The organism is Iocasia fonsfrigidae (assembly GCF_017751145.1).
Taxonomy (GTDB): domain Bacteria; phylum Bacillota; class Halanaerobiia; order Halanaerobiales; family DTU029; genus Iocasia; species Iocasia fonsfrigidae.
The window spans coordinates 3,687,935-3,710,223 of sequence record NZ_CP046640.1; the positions used below are offsets into that span (position 1 = coordinate 3,687,935).

22 protein-coding genes are annotated in these 22,289 nt (G+C 37.6%); 1 reads left to right on the forward strand and 21 read right to left on the reverse strand.

Annotation, left to right across the window (positions count from 1 at the left end; translation table 11 throughout):
- Positions 1-8: 8 nt before the first annotated feature.
- From GM661_RS17665 to GM661_RS17765, 21 genes are all read right to left on the reverse strand, one after another.
- Positions 9-749, reverse strand: a complete 741-nt coding sequence (locus GM661_RS17665) for a PHP domain-containing protein (RefSeq protein ID WP_230867979.1) — start codon at positions 747-749, stop codon at positions 9-11.
- Entirely contained in the window at positions 749-1,081 is a 333-nt protein-coding gene (locus GM661_RS17670) for a DRTGG domain-containing protein (protein WP_230867980.1), read from the reverse strand. Before GM661_RS17670 ends, GM661_RS17665 begins: the two co-directional genes overlap by 1 nt.
- Positions 1,068-2,432, reverse strand: a complete 1,365-nt coding sequence (locus GM661_RS17675; protein ID WP_230867981.1) for a [Fe-Fe] hydrogenase large subunit C-terminal domain-containing protein — start codon at positions 2,430-2,432, stop codon at positions 1,068-1,070. Before GM661_RS17675 ends, GM661_RS17670 begins: the two co-directional genes overlap by 14 nt.
- 23 nt (positions 2,433-2,455) lie before the next feature.
- Positions 2,456-2,881 carry an ATP-binding protein gene (locus GM661_RS17680; protein ID WP_125986699.1) on the reverse strand — a complete coding sequence of 142 codons (426 nt, stop codon included), beginning with the start codon at positions 2,879-2,881 and terminating at the stop codon, positions 2,456-2,458.
- A gap of 14 nt (positions 2,882-2,895) precedes the next feature.
- Positions 2,896-3,252: a hypothetical protein gene (locus GM661_RS17685; protein ID WP_230867982.1), complete on the reverse strand. Its 357-nt coding sequence runs from the start codon at positions 3,250-3,252 to the stop codon at positions 2,896-2,898.
- 34 nt (positions 3,253-3,286) lie between these two features.
- Positions 3,287-4,435: a non-hydrolyzing UDP-N-acetylglucosamine 2-epimerase gene (wecB, locus tag GM661_RS17690; RefSeq protein ID WP_230867983.1), complete on the reverse strand. Its 1,149-nt coding sequence runs from the start codon at positions 4,433-4,435 to the stop codon at positions 3,287-3,289.
- Positions 4,436-4,837: 402 nt separating this feature from the next.
- Entirely contained in the window at positions 4,838-4,996 is a 159-nt protein-coding gene (locus GM661_RS17695) for a hypothetical protein (RefSeq protein WP_164522072.1), read from the reverse strand.
- Positions 4,997-5,234: 238 nt separating this feature from the next.
- On the reverse strand, positions 5,235-5,822 hold the full coding sequence (locus GM661_RS17700) for a hypothetical protein (protein WP_125986705.1): 588 nt from the start codon (positions 5,820-5,822) through the stop codon (positions 5,235-5,237).
- 4 nt (positions 5,823-5,826) lie between these two features.
- Positions 5,827-6,564, reverse strand: a complete 738-nt coding sequence (locus GM661_RS17705) for a hypothetical protein (protein WP_230867984.1) — start codon at positions 6,562-6,564, stop codon at positions 5,827-5,829.
- A gap of 103 nt (positions 6,565-6,667) precedes the next feature.
- The gene (locus GM661_RS17710) at positions 6,668-7,426 is read right to left on the reverse strand and encodes a transposase (protein WP_230867985.1); all 759 of its coding nucleotides are present in this window, start codon (positions 7,424-7,426) and stop codon (positions 6,668-6,670) included.
- A 73-nt stretch (positions 7,427-7,499) separates the two neighbouring features.
- Entirely contained in the window at positions 7,500-10,382 is a 2,883-nt protein-coding gene (locus GM661_RS17715) for a DEAD/DEAH box helicase (RefSeq protein WP_230867986.1), read from the reverse strand.
- A gap of 23 nt (positions 10,383-10,405) precedes the next feature.
- Entirely contained in the window at positions 10,406-11,794 is a 1,389-nt protein-coding gene (locus tag GM661_RS17720) for a UDP-glucose dehydrogenase family protein (protein WP_125986713.1), read from the reverse strand.
- Between the two features lie 187 nt (positions 11,795-11,981).
- Entirely contained in the window at positions 11,982-12,779 is a 798-nt protein-coding gene (locus GM661_RS17725; protein ID WP_230867987.1) for a phosphate ABC transporter ATP-binding protein, read from the reverse strand.
- A 30-nt stretch (positions 12,780-12,809) separates the two neighbouring features.
- The gene (locus tag GM661_RS17730; protein ID WP_230867988.1) at positions 12,810-13,667 is read right to left on the reverse strand and encodes a PstA family ABC transporter permease; all 858 of its coding nucleotides are present in this window, start codon (positions 13,665-13,667) and stop codon (positions 12,810-12,812) included.
- Positions 13,660-14,562, reverse strand: coding sequence for a phosphate ABC transporter permease subunit PstC (gene pstC, locus GM661_RS17735; protein ID WP_230867989.1), 903 nt, complete (start codon positions 14,560-14,562; stop codon positions 13,660-13,662). The genes GM661_RS17730 and pstC overlap by 8 nt, the downstream gene beginning before the upstream one ends.
- Positions 14,563-14,577: 15 nt before the next feature.
- Positions 14,578-15,576: a PstS family phosphate ABC transporter substrate-binding protein gene (locus tag GM661_RS17740; protein WP_230867990.1), complete on the reverse strand. Its 999-nt coding sequence runs from the start codon at positions 15,574-15,576 to the stop codon at positions 14,578-14,580.
- A gap of 134 nt (positions 15,577-15,710) precedes the next feature.
- Complete coding sequence (locus GM661_RS17745) at positions 15,711-16,112, reverse strand: RrF2 family transcriptional regulator (RefSeq protein ID WP_230867991.1); 402 nt, start codon at positions 16,110-16,112, stop codon at positions 15,711-15,713.
- Positions 16,113-16,217: 105 nt separating this feature from the next.
- Positions 16,218-17,639 carry a sugar transferase gene (locus tag GM661_RS17750; RefSeq protein ID WP_230867992.1) on the reverse strand — a complete coding sequence of 474 codons (1,422 nt, stop codon included), beginning with the start codon at positions 17,637-17,639 and terminating at the stop codon, positions 16,218-16,220.
- A gap of 100 nt (positions 17,640-17,739) precedes the next feature.
- Entirely contained in the window at positions 17,740-18,186 is a 447-nt protein-coding gene (locus tag GM661_RS17755) for a GNAT family N-acetyltransferase (protein WP_230867993.1), read from the reverse strand.
- Between the two features lie 50 nt (positions 18,187-18,236).
- Positions 18,237-19,313 (reverse strand): mannose-1-phosphate guanylyltransferase, encoded by a 1,077-nt coding sequence (locus tag GM661_RS17760; protein WP_230867994.1) that lies wholly within the window; start codon positions 19,311-19,313, stop codon positions 18,237-18,239.
- Between the two features lie 109 nt (positions 19,314-19,422).
- Positions 19,423-20,340: an SDR family oxidoreductase gene (locus tag GM661_RS17765; protein WP_230867995.1), complete on the reverse strand. Its 918-nt coding sequence runs from the start codon at positions 20,338-20,340 to the stop codon at positions 19,423-19,425.
- A gap of 1,072 nt (positions 20,341-21,412) precedes the next feature.
- Between GM661_RS17765 and GM661_RS17770 the strand changes: the two genes are divergently transcribed.
- Positions 21,413-22,090, forward strand: a complete 678-nt coding sequence (locus tag GM661_RS17770; RefSeq protein WP_230867996.1) for a FadR/GntR family transcriptional regulator — start codon at positions 21,413-21,415, stop codon at positions 22,088-22,090.
- Positions 22,091-22,289: the final 199 nt, after the last annotated feature.

Consider the following 22,289-nt stretch of genomic DNA (forward strand, 5'->3'; position numbering starts at 1 on the left):
TCTCATATTTATTTTATAATCCTTGACTTCCGTCCATTTCTTCCCAGAACAGCCAGTTTAATCTCTGGCAGAGATACTTCCTCCATATAAAACTCCATCATAGGTTTAATGTCTATCAAATAATGGCTGTCAGAACTACTTATCAAAGAATATTCCTTAATAAAGGGAAACCTCTCCTTGATTTCCTTTTCTGAAACATGTTTTGAAATCTCCAGAATAGATATTTCCATTTCAGGTGGTATAAACCCCAGATTAGCCAGCATACTATTATAAGGCCTGTCGATATGTGAGGGAATTACCAGACCACCAAGGCATGTTATTTTTTTAACAATATCTTCAATGCGCATTTTTACTGCTGTGGCTAGCAGTCTTTCTTCTTTAGCAATAAACTCATCTTCCTGATCAGTTATTATCTGATAACCAAAATACTCTTCATCATTCAACATATCTGGCAATGACTGATAAACCTCTTCCTGCCAGGTAATTAACTGTTCAAGCTGGTCAAAGAAACACAGCAGATGTACCCCCTCTGCACTCTCAACCTCCATCCCTGGTATAACTTCAAGTGGACTCCCGGCTGCTATCTCTACTGCCGCGGCCACATTTCTGGCCGAATTATGGTCAGTTATAGCAATAATATCCAGCCCCTGCTCAACAGCCTTCTTAATAATATTCCCTGCTGTCATAATAATATCAGCACAGGGTGATAAACAGCTATGAATATGGAGGTCAGCCTTAAAACAGCGCATTATTCTATACCCATCTTGACCAGTTTAACAGCCAGTTCATAGGCAGAAAGCTCACTACGTAGTATATTCACACCCTTCTCCTCAGCCCTCGCTACAGCAGCATCCTCTACGGTCATACCCTCAACTACAATAACAGCAGCCACATCTGCCAGCAGGGCTACAGCTACAACATTCTGGTGGCCCTGGATAGTAAGCCAGAGGTTACCTTCTTCAGCCCTGGCCATCACATTACTCAAGAGATCCCCTATATAAGCACCACTAACCTCCCTAGCAAGGGAGTCAGCAGCAATGACCTCCAGTCCCAGCTTATCGACAATTTCATTTACTCTCATTTTTATTATTCTCCCCTTTCAAAACTTCCTTTTGGGTACCAGCCTTTTCTTCACGCCTTTTTTTTCTCATAATCGGTGGTATGGAATGGGCCAGTTCAGACATCTGATCAGCCAGATCCTCCACCTGCTCCCTGAGTATAAAGATACAATCACTGCGTTTAGCCTTACCAGTAACTATATCCTCAGCCAGGGTTTGGCAGTCAGGCGCCCCACAGGCAGCACAATCTAAGCCGGGTAATAAATCTATCTCTTTCTCCAGCTGTGCCAGTTTTTCCATGGCCTTTTCGATATCACTATCAAGTCTAGCTACTTCTACTGGTTTAAACTCACTTGACAGTTGATAACTATAAAGACAATAATCCTGATTAACCGCCTTATTATGCTCTTCTGCCAGTTTTTTTAGATTATATTTAGCCTGAAATGGATTTATTACATTAAGCACCCCACCTACACACCCCCCTGTACAGGCGGAAAGCTCACAATACCTGATATCTGTAATATTATTACGAGATATCTCTTCAAGTATATCCTTAACATTATGAATGCCTGACACAGCAATGGTTTTATTTAAGATAGCGGGTTTAATAAGATCTACTTCCCCACCACTCTGGCCCCATTTAATCCCCAGATAGGGGGTAAGGCCTTTTTTTCCTTCACTCTCACTGTTCTTTTTATCCATCACTTCCAGTAAACTATGATAAACCTTATCAACAGGAATTGCCTTATCAATAAAACTCCTGTCCACACCCAGGGGATTATGAACAGTTGAAGTCTTACCTGGGCAGGGGGTTACCAAGAAAATACCCAGTTTCTGCTCACTAAGACCACTGTCCAACAACTCCTTCCTCACGCTCTGGGCCATTAATTCTGTAGGTGGTTTAAAAGGAATCAGCTGGTCAATAAGCTCCGGATATAAGAGTTTAATTAACCTCACAACAACAGGACATGAGGAAGATATATATAATTCCTTAGTATTTTTTAAAAAATCAATAGTCTTATATGTCAAGGCCTCTGCTGCCATAGCAACATCATAAACACCCTTAAAACCGAGTTTATATAGACCCTTAATAACCTGGCCTGGTGAATAATCAATAAATTGACCATAGAAACTGGGGGGGACTAAAGCAACCGGGTAATCATAATCAGCAATATCTTCTATAGAATCAGTCCTGGTATATTTCGCATGATAGGCACAGGTTCTTATACATTCTGCACAGTCGATACATAATTCTTCTTTAATCGTAGCCTTACCCTGATGTACCCTGATAGCCTTGGTAGGACAATCCTTTACACAGTTAGTACACCCTTCACATAATTCCTCTTTGAGTAAAACTGAATGCTGCTGAATCATAAAAGACCACTCTTTCTTAAAGATTATTTAATAGCTATTACCACCTTGATACTGGTCCCTTCACCTGGAGCAGTATCAATCTCCAACTGATCTGAATAGTTTTTAACATTAACCAGACCCATGCCAGCTCCAAAACCCATTTCCCTCACTTCATCACTGGCTGTTGAATATCCAGGTTGAAAAGCCTTCTCTAAATCCTCAATACCAGGCCCCTCATCATCAATATAAATAAAAATTTCATCAGAAGAAACCGCTGCCTTGATATTTCCCCCCTCAGAATGAATGATAATATTCATCTCCAGTTCATAGGTAACAATAGCAGCCCGGCGAATTATAGTATTATTTATGCCCAGTTTCCTTAATAAAGCCTTTAACTCACTTGAGGCCTCACCCCCGCGGGAAAAATCCCCCTTATCAATTTCCTTTTCTAGAATAGCATGTTCCTCCACATGACTTCCTCCACTCACTTGATTTTATTAATTTTCTCAGGTTTTAACCCCTTTTCATATAGCATACCACAACATTCAAACAAAGGTTTTTTAGCCATATACAGATAAATACCACTTGTCCGGGCAAGTTCTATAGTCTCTACAGGAGGTTTTTTCCCTCGAACAAAGATAATCACCTTGATATCTATCATTTCGGCAGTTCGTACTACCTGTGGATTAGTAAGACCAGTCAATAATAGAGATTTCTCTTGAGAAAAAGCAAGTACATCACTCATCAAATCAGCCCCACAGGCCTTTTTTATCTCCAGTTCGTCATCACCAGCTACTAAAGGCTGCAACTGAAGGATATCCCTTATATCTGCCAGCTTCATCTATCAATTACCCCCTCAAATTTATTAAAAAAAGCTAAATATATTCCTCACTTAAACAATCAACTAAACCAAATTCATAAAGCAGCCGTTCACAAATTCTCTGACTGGCCCGACCGTCACCATATGGATTAACAGCATTAGCCATCTTATCATATTCTTCTTTATTATTAAGCAGAAGGCTAGCCTTGTTATATATTTCGTTCTCTTCAGTCCCCACCAGGGCAACAGTACCAGCTGTTACAGCCTCTGGACGTTCAGTTGTATCCCGCAGGACAAGTACTGGTTTGCCGAGGCCCGGCGCCTCTTCCTGGATACCGCCCGAATCTGTAAGTACCAGATAAGACCTAGCCATCAGATTTACAAAAGGCTTATACTCCATTGGTTCTATTAAGTGTACCCTGTTTAAACCCTCCAGGTTATCATTGGCAATCTCCCTGACTTTGGGGTTTAAATGAACTGGGAAAACCAATTCTACATCATGATTATCCTCAATAAGCCGCCTTACAGCAGTAAAGATATCCTCCATCGGTTTACCCAGATTCTCCCTACGGTGTGATGTCAGGAGTATTATTTTTTGATTAACAAAATCTAGCTGCTCTAAAACATCATTCTGAAAGACATAATCATCGTCTGCTGTTTCCAGAATAGCATCTATCACAGTATTTCCCGTTACAAAAACCCTATCAGGATCTATATTTTCAGCCAGTAGATTTTCCCGTGAGTTTGCTGTAGGAGCAAAATGCAGATCTGCCAGTACAGCAGTAAGGTGTCTGTTCATCTCTTCAGGAAAAGGGGAATACTTATTATATGTCCTCAACCCTGCCTCAACATGCCCTAGCCTCACCTGCTGGTAAAAAGCAGCCAGACCAGCCACAAAGGTAGTCGAGGTATCACCGTGTACCAGAACAATATCCGGATTTTCTTTACTGATTACCCCTTCAAGACCCATAAGTACCCGGGTAGTTATCTCTGATAAAGACTGTCCCCCCTGCATAATATCCAGGTCATAATCTGGATTAATATCAAACAACCCTAAAACCTGATCAAGCATCTCCCGGTGCTGAGCAGTAACAACCACTACAGCCTCAAACCTTTTATCCACCTGGAGAGCCTTTACCACAGGAGCCATCTTAATCGCCTCAGGTCTCGTCCCAAAAACCAACATCACTTTAATCCTATCCATTACTTAATCACCCTTATTAAACTAGTAATAAAACTAGAATCTCTAATTGAACAAAATGGCTTCGCCACCCAGACTAAATCACTAATTATTAATTTTTTCTTAGAACCACTTTTCACTCAAAGTTAACTACTCATCATAATAAACCAGCCCAATATATTTACTGTACGACTCTAGAAATTGTCTGGAGGCATGGACGCCGGAAGACAATTTCTCGACAGTAAACGAAGGCAGGACGCCGTAGTGCACAACAAGGGAAGTAAATATATTGGTCGGTCTTCAAAGTTATTAAAAACATAGCTTCTTTAAAAGTACATAATATTATCATAACACAGTTTATAAATCCTTTCAAAAGAAAAAAGAGCCTTCTAAAGGCTCAAATACACGCCAATATTCAACTATATCTCAAGCTAATTTCTCCCGTTTATTATCCTTATTTGTTTCAGTAGTAGTTTCTACTTTTTCATTTGCCAGATCCTTGCCGCAATAACAGCACAACCATTTTCCAGCCCTACTTGCGGAATAATTATAATGATTACAGTTTGGACAGTGTATTCTGTACATAAACACACCTTCTTTCTTCCAACTTAATTACTAATAAAGATATATCTTACTGTAATATATATATCCAAGCAAAGACGATTATTAATTATTTATATAAATTATATTCACTTACAGCTGTTTATATACATGATTCTGTCCATATACTGCTTTTCCTCATTTACCCATATATAGACAAAATATACGCCTTGTTCTATTATATCATTTTATTTTCAATTTGCAAGTGATCTTGCCGACATTATTATAATTTTTCCTTTATATTATCAGCAATTTGATTTAATAGCTGTTTGGACTGCATTTCCAGCTCATTAAGCTTTTCTTTAAAACCCTGCTGGGTCTCTTCATCAATAGCTGGCTCCATTTTCATTACCGTTCTGCCATCACTGGTTTTAACAGGTTTCATTGTCATCTGAGCATTTTCCATCTGCTCTTCAATAATATTATTCATTCTCTCTCGTTCAGCATTATATCTTTCTTTAAGATTGAAAACCTGTTCAAATCCCTGTTCCAGTAATGAACTATTACGTCCCTCCTTTAGAGACTCAATTGCCAGGATACCTTCTTTGCGCCGTTTTATTTGATAATCAGCTGTTTTAAGCCCTATCGACTCTATTAACAGTACCTGGGCCTCTCTCAGCAAATCACCATCATCTTCATCTTTTAATCTTTCCCAAAGGTCTTCTGGACTTATCTTTTCCTTATAAAAATCAGACAGTAAAGGCTTAATCTTATCCCTTTTAATCCTTAACTCTTCCTCTGCTGTCAACTCATCACCAATTGCCTCAGCCTTCTCCATAGCAATTTCAAAAGCACTTTTCATCTTTCTCATAATATCACTCCTTTTTAAAGAGATCAAAAAATCTATCTTCATAAGCCCGGAAAACTCCCCACTGATCTAGTTCCTGTTTGAGCTTTGCCGGGTCAAGAACACCACTCTTTACCTCAGCAAACATCTTTTCAATCTCCTCCTTAGCAGCCAGGGGTAGTCCCTCAAGATTCCGCGTAACCGCCGGTAAACCACGTTCATCCCTACGCAAGAAACCCTTATTTTCATAATAAGGGAGCTGTGATTTATAAGCACTCTTAATAATTAATTCCTGGACATATTTAGTTAATGATACATCCCAGAGCTCATCTATACCCTTGATAATAACAACAAAATCCTTTCCTTCATCCTCAATACGCCTCTCCAGTCTCTTAAATGTCTCATTAATATCATATGACACTGTAGAGGTATGTTCTTCCTCCCTCTTATACCTCATTTTATATAATACACCGGCCAGATCGGGATTCTGCCGGGCAATTAATTTCATAGCCTCACGGGCCTCACTACTAAACCCTTCCATATCAACCAGATAACCAGGTGTTAATAACTTAGGCTTTTCCCAGGATATCTTCCCACGTCTAACTTTAGTCTCAGGGCCCTCATTTTTAAACACCTCATGATAGGCAGGCTCAGCAAGGACATAGAAGTGAAGGGTTGTTGCTGAATTAGTCGAAATCAACCCGTCCGGCGACCGTAGTATCTCTGTTTCTTCCAGTGCATACTTTATTCGTTCAGGGCTATTCATATTATGCTGCCTCCTCAAAGTCTTATTAATATTATATTATAAAGATAAGCCAACCCCATGTCAATACACAAAAAGATGACAGGGGGACGGTTCGTCTGTCACATCATCTTTTCTTCACAGCCCTGGCCACAACACCACGCCCAATCCCCAGTACCCTACTCAACTGCCTTATACTAGCATCTGTTTCCTTTTTTATAGCAAAAATCATCTTATCTCTATCAGTTTTACTAACATTAGCTAGGCCACCGACTTCAAACTCCTTAATTATTCTCTCCCTCAGTTCTTGATCACTAAGCCTTTTTTTACATTTATATTCCAGACAGTTGTCATTATTTACTTTCTGCATAAACAACTCAAAACTCTCCCTATCTACAAAGTAATCATCAATAAATCCAGCATCAATATTTACCTGTTTACCATTATACCACTTAATATATTTCTGATAACTACTCCACTCATATTCAACAGGCAGTTTACATATGCCTGCCTTGACTGGATTCTGATGAATATAACGCAGTACTACCAATAAATAGGTATCATCCTCGACAGCCTCACTCTTAAATCTATTTTGAAACAGGTGACCATATCGGTCATATTTCTTATTATACCACTGAACAAAACTAACCGCTATCCTTTTAATACTCTTACCGATTTTTTCATTTTCTTTTATCAATAAATGTACATGATTACCCATTAAACAATAGGCATATAATAAAAAATTACCGTTTTTTTGGGCCCTGTTAACCACCTGAATAAACCTTTTATTATCCTCATCAGCAACAAAAATAGTCTTCCTGTTTATCCCCCGCAGCATAACATGATATATCCCGGTTTCACTCTGTTTTCTTTTCTGTCTAGGCATTTTTGATCACCATTTTTAGTGTACCATTCTTTTGCTTTCGTGTCAATCGAACCGTCCCCCCGTCACGCAGCAATTATATATCAAGCAATTCCTGAATATCCTCCCAGGTAATCTGTTTGAGGGGATTTACATTATCCTCAACTATGTTATTAAACAGGTCTTCCTTTCTCCTTTGTAGTTTTATCATCTTTTCTTCTACAGTTCCTTTAGTGATCAATTTATACACCATAACCCTATTTTCCTGTCCCAGACGGTGAGCCCTGTCAGTTGCCTGGCGTTCAACCATCGGATTCCACCAGGGATCAACATGAATAACAATATCAGCCGCTGTCAGGTTTAGACCTATTCCCCCGGCTTTGAGGCTAATGAGAAAAGCCTTGATCCTGTCATCCTGGTTAAAACTCTTTACCCTTGACATTCTATCCCTGGTACTGCCGTCAAGGTATTCAAAGCTTACACCCCTTTTTTCAAAATCTTCACGTATTATCTTTAACATCCTGACAAACTGGCTAAAGACTATTATTTTATGACCACCATCAACAGCTTCCTGCACTATTTCGGACAAGGCCGCCAACTTGCCTGACCCTTCTTTATGAGCGGAATGTTCAAAATTATTCAACACCAGAGAGGGGTGATTACAGACCTGCCTCAGTCTTGTTAAGGCCGCCAGGATATTTATCCGGGAACGATCAAACCCCTTCTCCTGGACAGAAGCCAGTAATTCACCTTTTAGCTGATCAAGGATCAGTTGATAGGTGTCCTCCTGTAGTTTAGTCATCTCCACATATTGAATATTAATAGTCTTCTCCGGCAATTCTGTCAGCACCTCATCTTTATTTCTGCGTAAAATAAAAGGAGCTACCCTCTTTTTAAATTCCTGGAGTTTTTCCTGATCATTACCTTTTGTAATCGGATTTAAATACTCCTTCTTAAAACGGCTGTATCTATAGAGATAAGCAGGCATCAAAAAATCAAAAATTGACCAGAGTTCATCAATCGAATTCTCCAGAGGGGTTCCTGTCAAAGCCAACTTTCTCTCTGCCTTAATCTTTTTTACACCCTGGGCCCTTTTAGTCCTGTGGTTCTTAATGTGATGAGCTTCATCAAGAATACAATAGGCAAACTCCAATCCATTATCATTCAGTTTTTCATAATCCCTGCTGATAATTGAGTATGAGGTAATAAGCAGCTCATATTCCTGGAGATCATCAAGCATTTCATTCCTTTCTTCAGGGGTTCCATAATAGACCAGATATTTCAGGTCAGGAAAAAACTTATCTACCTCTTCTGCCCAATTATAGATCAGAGTGCGGGGACAAATAACTAAAGCCGGTTTGTTAAGTTCTAAACTTACCAGGAGGGTCAGGGTTTGAATCGTTTTACCAAGACCCATATCATCTGCCAGTATCCCCCCCAAATGATACTTATTTAAAAACCTCAGCCAGTAATATCCCTGACGTTGATAATTCCTCAACACATCCTGAACCCTCTGGGGGATAGAGACCTCCTTAACCAGGCTACCAGCTGTAATATCTTCTTGCAGACTATTGTAAACCCTATTACCCCGGCATCTTATACCAGCCTCTTCAATCAGGTTTTTATAATAAAGGAGATTATAAAATGAACTTCTATAATCCCCTTCATACCCCTCTTCAGCAGTATCCAACAGCTTAGTAAGCCCTTCCTCCTGTTGACTCTCTTGAAGGATAAAATACCGTCTGTCAATATTAATATATGATTCACCATGTTGATTTTGGGAGATCATCTTTTTTAATTCTGAACTAGTAAATGTCTTCCCACCCAGATTATAATAAACTTCAAACTCGAACCAATCTATCCCATCCCCTTCTTTGAGTTCAATAATTGGTTCCAGCTGAACCGTCCTTATCTCCAGTTCATCAAAAGAATCGGTAGTCACAAGCTGCCATTCCTCAGGGAGATGGATAAACCCATCAGTAATAAAGTCAATAATATCTTCTTTATTTCTGAGTATAAACTCTTCTGGTCTGACATGAAAACCATAGTCATGCATTAAATTCAGCAGATCCTTGACTGCCCGGTTGTCCTGAAGATACCATAAATTAGACCCTTTGCTTGAGCGGGTATATTCCCTTAAATCAAAATCCCTACTCAGGGCCTCAATACCACTTATATGCTCACCCTTTATCTCAATATCAGCATTACAAAGGATATTCCCCTGAATATAATCAAAATATAGGGTAATCACTGGTTCTTCAGAATGCAGTTCATATTTTCTAAAATAATTATCTATCTCCAGGTCATACTTCTTCTCCAGAGCCGGTAATACCTCAAAGATAAACTCCCCTTTTTTATCCCCCGGGATCCTGATTTCATCAGGGAGACTGTTGAATTCCAGCATGTTTATCGGATGTACTATACTGTCAATAACTGTCCAGTAAACTTCATGATAAGGAGCCCTGTACAGCTGATATTCATCTTCCTTAATATTTATATTTATTAAATCCTCTGTACCACTTAAAAACAGAGCAGGCTTTAGTTTTTCACCTACCCGGGCCCGTTGACCAGTTTCAACTAAATACACAGGACTATCAGTTATTAATTCCAGTAGAAAATTATAGGCATCATTATCTTTGACCAGCAGAAAAGACCCTGCTGTTCTGCTCTGGCTTGTCTCCAGTTTTCTAAATGATTTGACATTAAGATAATCACCCCTGGAAAGCAGACTGCTGACCTGATAGGTTCTGAAAGTGATTCCATGATGAATATATGATATTATCCTCTCTATCTCCTGATCAGATAAGCTATTACATTCAATGCTTATTTTAAAATTTACCAGGTGTTCATTCATTAAACCACTTATATAGTAATGGAGTACTTCTTTCTCGATAAGTTCCCGGGGCCGGCTCAACTCCACTAATTTCTGATAATTAGTATTCTGTCCTGACTTATTCTTAAACCGTTTCAGGTCCTCCAAAATCTTTCTATTGCCTCCTTAAACTACTCCTTATCAGCTGCTACCTCATCAAAAGCCTTATTTACTGCACCTGCTCTACTGGCAGGAACACCTACACCAATGTATTCCAGACCATACCTTTCAAGCTCTTCTTTTTCATAGACATTTCTCAGGTCAAAAAAGATCGGTTGTTTCAATAATTCCTTAACTTTACTTAAATCCAATCTCCTGAACTGATTCCACTCAGTTATTAAAACCAGGGCATCAGATTTCTTCATTACCTCATATTCATTATTACAATAAGTAATATCTTTTTCATAGTCCTTGAGCCGCCAGACAGCCTCTTCAATTCCCTGGGGGTCATAGGCGCTTATCAGGGCACCAGCTTTAATAAGCTCAGGTATTATTGTCAGGGCAGGAGATTCGCGCATATCATCAGTTTCAGGTTTGAAACTCAAACCCAGGATACCAATCTTCTTGCCTTTTAGATCACCTAAACGTCCCTCTATCTTATCAACCATCCGTAGTTTTTGCGCCTCATTAGCCGCAATACCTGCACTAATTACTTTTAACTCTACACCCTTCCCTTCAGCTATCCGGGCAATAGCACTGGTATCCTTAGGAAAACAACTCCCTCCATAACCAGGTCCAGCATGGAGAAATTTACTGCTAATCCGCCCGTCCATCCCCATTGCTTCAGCAACAGTCTGTACATTGGCATTAACTGCTTCACAAAGGGCAGATAATTCATTAATAAATGATATTTTGGTAGCCAGAAAGGCATTAGAGGCATACTTAATCATCTCGGCAGTCTCCAGATTAGTAAATACAAAGGGTGTATTATTTATATATAATGCCCGGTAAACATCTCTTAAAATCTGACGGGCCTTTTCACTTTCTGTACCAATAACTACCCTGTCAGGATGAGTAAAGTCCTGAACAGCCTTTCCCTCCCTTAGAAACTCAGGGTTACTGACTACATCGAACTCATATTCCTTACCCCTTTTAGCCAGCTCTTCTTCAATAACAGCAGCAACTTTACGCCCTGTCCCAATAGGCACAGTAGATTTATCAACTACAACCTTATAATCATCCATATATTTACCAATAGAGCTGGCTACATCAAGTACAAACTGAAGGTCAGCACTACCATCTTCAGCAGGAGGGGTTCCTACCGAAATAAACACAACCTCACTCTCTTTAATAGCAGACTCTATATCAGTAGTAAACCTTATTCTCCCATCAGCCAAATTACGCTCATAGACATCTTTTAAGCCTGGCTCATAAATGGGTATTTCTCCCCTGTTTAGCATCGCAATCTTATCTTCATCTATATCCACATTTATAATATTATTCCCGAACTCCGCCAGACATACCCCACCAACCAGTCCAACATAGCCTGTACCAATTATACTTATTTTATTATTGTACATTCCAGGTCCTCTCCTTTGCTCTATTATTACTCTCCCTATATTTTAATATATTAGAGCCTTAAGGTCAATTTTATCTGTCTTCCAGCTGTCATGTTTTTCTATTTTTATAACAGTAATACAGGGATTTCTTGGTTATTGCTGAAATATATACGTCGGATACAAACAACTTTCCCTACCCAAAACATTGTTAAAACCGACTATAATCCCCACCACCAATAGCCCCTTGAATATATTGCTGGGATTTCTCGTTTTGTGGATTAAGGAAAAATTCCTCTGCTTCTCTGACTTCTATTACTTCTCCTAGATAGAGAAATATAATATAGTCAGATAATCTCCTGGCCTGACGTAAGACATGGCTAACTAAAACAATTGTATAATTTTCTTTTAGTGAGTATAATAAATCCTCAATCTCTTTTGCAGAAATTGGATCAAGGGCTGAAGTAACCTCATCACATAAAATCACCTCTGGTTCTACAGCTAAAGTACGGGCCAGACATAACCTCTGCTGCTGACCAATAGACAAATCTGCCGCTGGAGAATCCAGTCTATCCTTTACTTCTTCCCATAGATTAGCCTTTCTAAGTGAAGTTTCTACAATCTCAGTAAGCTCTTGTTTTGGTAATTTACTATGTAAACGGGGACCAAAAGCTACATTATTATAAATTGATGCTGGTAGGGGATACGGCCTTTGTGCAACCAGACCTACTCTTTTCCTCAGTTCCGGAACCGGGTGGTCAGGGTGATAGATATCTTCCTGACCAATATATATTTTTCCCTCTACTCTGACATCATCCTGAATATCATGTAGTCTATTTATTGTTTTTAATAAAGTTGTCTTCCCACAACCCGAAGGGCCAATAATAGTAGTTAATTTATTTTTAGGAATATTAACACTGATATCCTTTAAGGCCCCTACTGCTTTTTTATTACTGGTATAGAAAACATTTAAGTTTCTAATCTCTATTTCCGGTGCAAATTGACTCACTTATTTCCCCTTCTTTCTTTTTTAGAAGCTTTAATTGCCTTTGTCCTGTATATATCTGGAAAAATATTTAATACTTAACCTGGAAAGGACATTTAATATAATTATTATAACTAACAAAACAAAAGAAGCAGCATAGGCATCAGCCCTTACTTTAGCATGAAAAGCACTTGCCTGCTGAAAAATCAAAATAGGTAGGGCTGTTACTGAATCAAATAAACCCTGTGGCATTGAACTACTGCTACCAGCTGTAAAGATTATTGTTGCAGCATCTCCAATACCCCTCCCTAAACCAATCAAAACCCCTGCAACTATTCCCGGAAGGGCGTATCTTATAACTACTAATGAAGACTCCAGTTTGGTTGTTCCCATGGAATAAACTGCTTCTTTTAGGTTATTAGGAACAGAACTAATGGCCTCATCAGTATAACGGGTTATTATTGGTAATTCTAATAGGGTTAAAGCCATAATACCAGCCAGCAAACTCCCCCGCTGCTTAATAAAAACCAGAATAGTCATTACAAATATACCCAGTACTATTGAAGGTGTACCCCAGAGTATTTCCAACAAAACCCGTATTTTATTAGCATAACTTCTTTTTAAATAATCAGTCTGCAAATAGCTTGCTATCAATAATGCCAGAGTAATCGCCAGCAGTGTAGCAGGTAATACTAAGTAAATACTACCCAATAGGGCATGAAGAAAACCGCCTTTACCCCCCAGTAAATACTTTGGCCCTGGTGGTGTAATAACAAGAGCAGGGTTACCGAGAAGCACCCCTCCCCCTTTGATTAGGGTAATGACAATAATAATAATTAAGGAAAACATTACCACTAAAAAGGATAAAAAGGTAAGCAATTTAAAAACTTTCTCTACTTGATATCTATTCATATTTCCACCTCTCCCGCAGACAATTTTTTAAATGGCAGGAAAATAAGTTGAAAATAGTAACCACAATAAATAAAAACAAGGCTACAAAAATTAAAGCAGACCTTTCTTCAGGAATAGACATCATCTCACCAAAACTATTTACTATCAAACTCGGCAGGGTCTGGCCAGCTGAAAACAGCGAAGGAAAACTATTTTTTCCCCCAATTACCATTGCTACTGCCATTGTCTCACCAAAAGCCCTACCCAGGGCTAAAATAATAGCTGATACTATTCCCGGACCAGCCGCCTTTAATAATACCAGCTGAATCAGCTGCCAGTTAGTAGTCCCTAGTGATAAGGTTTGTTCCTTTAACCCTAATGGTATTGCCCTAAGTGATTCTACTGTTAATGAAATAATAAGTGGAAAAATCATTACTGCTAGCACAACTGATGCTGTAAAAATACAACAACCAGTTGTTTTCACTCCCAAACAGGGACCTACATAATCTTTAACAAAGGGAACAAGAACAAGTAAAGCACATAAACCAAATACTACTGAAGGAATACCAGCTAAGACATCTATAAAACCCTGCAGATATATTCTTATTCTACTTGAAGCATATTCGGCAATGTAGATAGCAGCCATAATAGATATCGGTACAGCAATAAGCATAGCCAACAATGTCACATAAAAGGTGCCTAAAATAGCAGGGGAAAACCCAAAAGTATAACTTTCGGGTTTCCACTGTGATGAGAATAATAGGTCTATTGTAGATTGTTTGGTTAATATCAGGTAGGAGCTCTTGATCAACAAAGTAAAAATTGAAATAAAAAGCAAACAAACACTTATAACCACTAACAACATTACTTTAGAACTTATTAGGTCTTTAAGCTGTCTAAAAGTAAATTTATTCATTTGGTCTCTCCTTAATTATTGCCGACGTTTGCCATCTTCCAGGTAATTAATCTCCTCTTTTAACTCTTCATTGGCTAGTTTTACATAACCATTCTCCACTACATATTTTTGTCCATCAGTTAATATCCACTTAATAAATTCTTTTACTTCTGCTGTAAAAGAACCCTTCCCTACTACATAGTCCCTGCGGGCAGGTGGAGAAGGGTATTTCCCCTCAGAAACACTTTTTATAAACATATCCCGATTATCATAAAAACTTTCTTCAGCATTAAGTCTATTATTATTATTCAAGTCCACTGGTACCGGTCTAATTTTTTCAGCAAATTTCCCTGTTTCTATACTATAGGCATAGTTTAAATTAGTAAAACCAATAGCATTTTTCTCATCCTCCACTGCAGCAGCAACAGGCTGATCACCACTAAAATTAGCATCTGCTTGATCCTGGAGATCAGACTGGGTATAATCACCTAAAAAACTAGCCCAAACCTTAGCAGCACCAGAGGCATCTGCCCGGCCATAGACAGTTATTTGATCATCTATCATATCTTTTCCAACTATTTCTCCCCAATTTACTGTCTCTTTGAGAAAGATTTTCTTTAAATCTTCCTGTGATAAACCCTGCTCATATATCTCCATCAAGACAGGGTTATCCTCATTTACTACTGCAACTACTGAGTCTTTTACAGTAGCAATATAAAAAGCCTCCTGTTCTAGTTCTTCCTCCCTTATCGGTCTGGATACCATACCTATATCAACCTGGCCATTTAAAACATCCGAAATACCCTTACCAGCACCTCCACCAGCAAGCTCAATTACTACATTATGTGTTTTTTGATATTCATCTGCCCAGACCACCATCATTGGATAGAGTGCCCAGGCCCCAGATATTCTAATTGTTGGAATTTGCTCTAAACTATCTTCTTTCTGTAAACTGCTACAGGATGATAGGACCATACTGGTTAGAACCAGTATTAACCCTAAAACTAAAACACTCCTTAATTTTGTTTTTTCCATTTTTATCATATTCTCCTTCCTATAAAATATTATGTTTTTTTACTTAACCCTATGTCTTATAAATTTAATATAATTAATATATCATATAATCTCTATATTGTCTATATACTAAGTAGACTTTAAAACATAAAAAATTAAATTAGATCTTTAAATGTTGTTTTTTCTAATAAATCAGCTGTATAATCTCTAATATCTTTAAATAAAGCCAGCAACTTATCATTTTGTTCTGTAGGGGTATATTCATAGAAATATTCACTAACAGATCCGATTGGGGCTAAAGGTCCATCAATAAGCCTGATAACCTCTGCAATAGATATCTCACCTGGCACCTGTGCAAGTTTATATCCCCCACCAACACCACGGACACTCCTGACATATCCTGCCCCTTTTAAAATAAGCAGAATCTGCTCCAGATATTTCTTGGGTATATTATTTTGTTCAGCCAGTTCTCCGATAGTAAGCAGGCCATCATCATAAGTCCTGGCCAGATCTATTAGTGCCAGACAGGCATACTCACTTTTCCTTGATAATTTCATTGCTAATCCCCTTTTATTTATCTGTTTATAAATTTAAAAAACTAAAATATTACCTAGTAATTTCTAGCCTTATATTTTATTTCTATAACTATCACAGGAGTTGCATTATCTAAACTGATCGATTCTGGTGGCACTTATTTCTTCGTGAGCCTGAATATTTAGGCTTATCAGCACTTCTTCCAGGGATTTTTCCTCTTTAACCCCACTGGACTTATCTTTGAGAAAAACTACTTTCAAGGTGCGCAGCATTATCTTTAGATCCAGCCACAGGGAATAATTTCTGATATATAACAAGTCAAAACGGGCCTTATCTTCAGGGCTTGTAGTATATTTACCCAGCACCTGGGCAAGTCCTGTAACCCCGGCTTTTACCATTATGCGGTATTTAAAATGTGGTATATCTTTAGTAAACTCATTAATAAAATGCTGTCTCTCCGGTCGGGGGCCAACTATACTCATATCACCTTTAAGGACATTAAAAAGCTGTGGTAATTCATCTAACCTGCTGGCCCTTAAAAACCTGCCCAGTGGTGTTATCCTGGGGTCTCTATCATATGCTAACACAGGGCCTGTCTTTTTTTCGGCATTAACAATCATGGTTCTAAATTTATAAAGCTTGAATTTCCTGTTTCCCTGGGTAACCCTCTCCTGTATATATAAGACTGGACCCCGGTCATATAACTTAATAATTAAAGCCGTAACTGCCATAATAGGCAAAGTAAGTACAATACCAATAAAAGATAGGACTGCATCAAAAATCCGTTTTATAATCATCTTTTCAAAAGACAGATGGAGATTGTCTATCTCAAAAACAGGCAGGTCATCAAGCTGAACAGTCCTGGCATTAATCATAGCAATTTCAAATAACTCAGGAACTAGGTAAACAAGCTTGTTTTTACCAATACAATAGCTTATTAGCTCACTTTTAACCTCACTGCTGACACTGGGACCGACATAAATCTTATCTACCTCATCAATTAACTTATAAATATTATGATCTATATTATTGCAAATATACCTGAGGTCGTCAAGATTATCCTTACTCAATAAAAGCCTTTTAGCAATATTTTCAGTATCCTCTTTAGAACCAATAATTAAAATCCTTTTCTTGCGGTAATTCTTTTTAATTTTAAGCAATAAATAGGATTTAAATACAGCCAGCAAAACAAACTGGACAACAAAACCAATAATAAAAATACTCCTTGGAAAGGAAAAACCCCTGTTAAAATAAAGTATTCCAGCTGTAATAATATCAACTAATAAGAGACAGCTAAACACTTTAAACAAATTATCCATTATTGATTTATAGGACATCGACAGCATATCAAAAAATATGTAGACAATTAAAGTGACTATCGAAATATATGGAATAATAGCATAAAAAGGCCTGATATTAGTCATAGATGGTTGAAAATTAAACCTCAAATGAAAGGCAAGATAAAAACTAAAATTTATCAGAAAGACATCAATTATACCTACTAATACCTTGAGAAAAAAACCGTCCTTTTTTATAAAAGAAAATCTCATCTCCTCAATCCTCACTTTTAACTTGTATTTTACTATATCATATTATATTATATTACAAAATACAATTATTAGCAAAAAATACCTACATTTAATGACTTTTTTATTTTTCCTGTTCATACAGGAGATAAGGTGTTTCCTTCATACCCATATTTTGATAAGTTTTCTGGGCCAGCTTATTATTTTTTTCTACATATAAACGGATTCCACAGACCTCAGGGTCATTCTGAACCAGGTCATTTACATAATTATACAGCCCCCTGAAAACCCCTCTACACCTGTATTCTTCGTGAACATAAACACTCTGAATCCACCAGAACACACCATCACGCCAGTCACTCCACTCCTTTGTAATCATTAACTGACCCACAACTTTACCGTCTATTTCAACCAGATAATAAACCGCCTTTGAACTATCATTTATTGCATTCCGAACACCAGCCAGCACTATATCTCTGTCCAGATCCAGTTCCTCTGTTTCCCGGGCCATATTACAATTATATTCTGTAATAACTCCTACATCACTTTCTTCTGCCCTTCTAATCTTCATAACACACCCCCCTTTATATGACAAGGGGACGGTTCGTCTGTCATACCAGTCTACAGACATTCCTCCATCCCATTATCTTCAAGTATCTGTCGTATCTCCTTAACCTCCTGGGCCCTGTTTTTATCACAGATGAGAATAGCATCCTCTGTGTCCACAATAACAATATTCTTGACACCAATTGTAGTCACAACCTTATCTGGGCTATGTATAATAGAATCCAGTGTATCTATCCCATAGTGTTTGCCTACTATCACATTACCATTATCATCAAGTTTTTTTACCCGTTCCAGGGCAGGCCAGCTGCCCAGGTCATCCCAACCGAATGAACCAGGTATTACAAAGATATTATCAGCCTTTTCCATAATTCCATAGTCAATAGATATACCAATTAGGTCTTCAAACTCATCACAGATGACTTTTTCAGCTAGATCTGTACCCAGAGCCTGTCCTATTCGTCCTAATGAAGCAGAAAGTTCTGGCATATACAGTTCTATATTGTCAAGGATACTCCTGACCTGCCAGACAAACATCCCACTATTCCAGAGATAGGTGCCCTCCTCCAAAAACTTTCTGGCCTTTATTATATCTGGTTTTTCAGTAAAGGCCTCTACTTGATATACCTCATCACCATCTATTCTATGCGTCAACTCACCATAATGTATATAACCATAACCAGTCTCAGGATGGGTTGGATTAATACCCAGTGTTACCAAATTACAACCTGTTGCCGCCACCATAACTGCTTTCTTTAAAATGTTTAGAAAATTATCTTTCTCTTCAATCAAGTGATCAGCCGGCAGCACTATCATTGTTGATCCAGGGTATTTCCTGTCAATGATTAAGGCTGACAAACCAATACAGGCTGCTGTATCCCGCTTTACCGGCTCAACTATAATATTTTCTGCAGGTATCCCCTTCAATTGCTTTTCGATAGGCCTTTGATAGGCCTTATTTGTAGCAATAAAAACCTGCTCTAATGGTATTAATTCACTGATTCTCTCCACTGTAGCCTGTAACATCGTCTGCTGATCATCTGTTAATTTTAGGAATTGTTTCGGCCGGTGACTCCTGCTTAACGGCCAAAAACGAGTCCCCTCTCCACCTGCCATTATTAAAGCTGTTATCATAAATATCTCTCCTCTATATATTACGATATCATCTATAAGTCATGCAAAATTATTACTTATATATAATTATAATACAATAGAGTAGTTTAAGCAATCCATCAATATTAGATTAGCTGATAGACCTGTAATAGGCAAGGGTTTCTTTTAAACCACTGCTCAAGTCATAGAGTGGTTCCCATTCTAGAACAGCCCTGGCCCTGCTGTTATCTAAATAGCTATGCCGGATATCACCCTTGCGTTCCTTTTGATAAACCGGTTCCAGGTCACTTCCTAGTATCTTATTAATGAGCTGATATAGTTCATTAACTGTAACCTGTATCTTACTACTTATGTTTAATAATTTTCCGCCAGCCCCACTCAAAGCCTTGAGGTTAGCCTCTACTATATCCCTGACATAGATAAAATCCCTACTCTGTTCTCCATCACCAAAAATAACCGGCCTCTCCCCAGCCAACATCTTATCTACAAAGATAGAAATAACCCCACCCTCACCTTTAGGATCCTGTCTAGGACCATATACATTAGCATATCTAAAAATAGTATAATCCAGATCATATAACTCCTGATAGGCCCTTAGATAGTGTTCAGGTGTATGTTTGCTAATACCATAGGGAGAGATTGCTTTCAGGGGGTGACACTCATCAAGGGGCAGATAATCTGGTTCACCATATACTGCTGCTGATGAAGGGTAAATTATCTTCTTTACATTATATTTCCTACAGCATTCCAGTAAATTAACCGTACCCGTAATATTATTTTTAATATCAAATAGGGGATCCCGAAGAGACTGCTGTACATCTATCTGGGCTGCGTGATGAATCACATGTGTAATACCCTCTTTCTTAAAAACCCCATTGATCAGTGGAGAACTGACATCTACTTGATAAAACTCAGCCCCCTGATTAATATTTTCGGCCTTGCCCTGTGAGAGATTGTCCACAATAACTGTTTGATATCCCTGTTCAACCAGACAATCAACAATATTTGAACCAATAAAACCTGCACCACCTGTAACTAGAACTTTCATATTTATACCAACTCCTCAGTTTTCCTGCTGATACCCCTTTACAAAATTGCTAATTTGTTGTATACTCTAGCCATAACCTTTATAAGACTATAAGAAAATAAGAAAGGGGAGATTAATATGCTTAAAGATTTGATAATTGTATTATCTCTAACAGCTATAGTTCTTGTTCCACAACTATTACAGCTGCTCATCACTGATGAAAAGTAGGAAACTCGACTTTTTAAGTCCCAGCTCCACAAAGAAGCTGGGACTTTTTTGCTATAAATTCTTAAATATATTCTATCAAATCCATAGGGATTATTCAATTTACTTTATACATACTCAGAGATTCCTCAAACGGAATCAAAAAAATAAAAATGAGTTTTTTATTAATTTTAAACCATATTAAATCCTAAAATAAGTTAAAATAGGGTATAGAACCCCCTTTCTCCCATTATTATAGGGTTATTCGTTTTTCAGCTCTATGCCAACAGAATAATTTATGTTAACCAGGATCAATCCCTGGATAGTATAATGGCTTTTTTAATGTAATTAATCCTTTATAAAATCTTCTTAAAAATTTCTTCTTTGTCTCTTTTTCTGGATTAAAACTTCTTAAATTTCTATGTTATGTATAGATGAAATAAATTGTATGCTATTACATATAATATTACAATATAGATAACAACATTTTTCCCCGTCCTTTCTGTGTTGGTTTGCTCACTAAACACTTTCTAGAAAAGGCGGGAATTTCCTTTTATAATCCCCGAAATATCAATTATCTGAAGGTTTTTTATAGAGCCTATTGGGACAATTGTTTGACAAATATTTGGAATTTTTTTATTTTATCACTCCTCTATGATTACCTTAAACTTGTGGTTTAAGGCGATTTTAAAAAATCATTTACTTGTACTTACTATTCTAAGGTTTTTTAATTTTCCTCTTTTTTTAGCTGGAGTTGAAAAAAAATATGTTGTATTATACAATCACATTAAAAATATTCTTTATACTGTTGGTATATATTTTACTTGAGAAGTATACATGCAGTTGTAAAATATATTCAAACCCTTATAAAAGGAGGTAAATACCATCAATGAAAAATAAAACCCTTAGTAATAGAATTGCAAACGAACTTATGGAATTCATTCGAGAAGGTGACTTTAGTGTAGGAGAAAAGCTACCAAATGAATACGAACTTTCATCACTACTCGGCGTAAGCCGTAATACAATACGCGAAGCTTTAAGGTCACTTGCTTCACGAAATATTATAGATATCCGTCAAGGTGCTGGTACATTTATTTCACAAAAAAAAGGTGTAGCAGATGATCCCTTAGGTTTTTCTTTTATAGAAGACCGCCGTAAGCTTACACAAGATCTCATGCAAATTCGCTGTATCATTGAACCTCAAATCGCAGCATTAGCAGCACAAAACGCAACATTGCATGATATTGAAATCCTCGGTAATTTATGTGACGAATTGGAAGCATTAATTCGCAAACGACAGGATTTTACACAAAAGGATATGGATTTTCATACTCAACTTGCAACTTGTAGCCAAAACATCGTTATGTCCAATCTTATCCCTGTTATTTGCGAAGGTATAACAGTATTTTCTTCAATAGTAGCCGAATCAGAGTTTGAACAAACCATCAAATCCCACCGCGAAATCTTTCATGCAGTACATGAACGGCGTGCAGCAGATGCACAGCAAGCCATGTTATTCCACTTACTTTACAACCGTAATCGCTTTATCCAAGAAAAAAATCAGTAAAAATATTCACCCATATTCTCTATATTAATTTAGAATATGGGTTCTATTTCTTCATTAATGGTAGGACGATTATATAGCTTATTATTGATAAAATATATAATATAAAGCATAATATGACTATTTAAATTAAAAAATCTTGTTAATATGAAAAATTAGTGTTATAATTTTATAAAATGGTAGGATGATTTTGAGGAGGTAT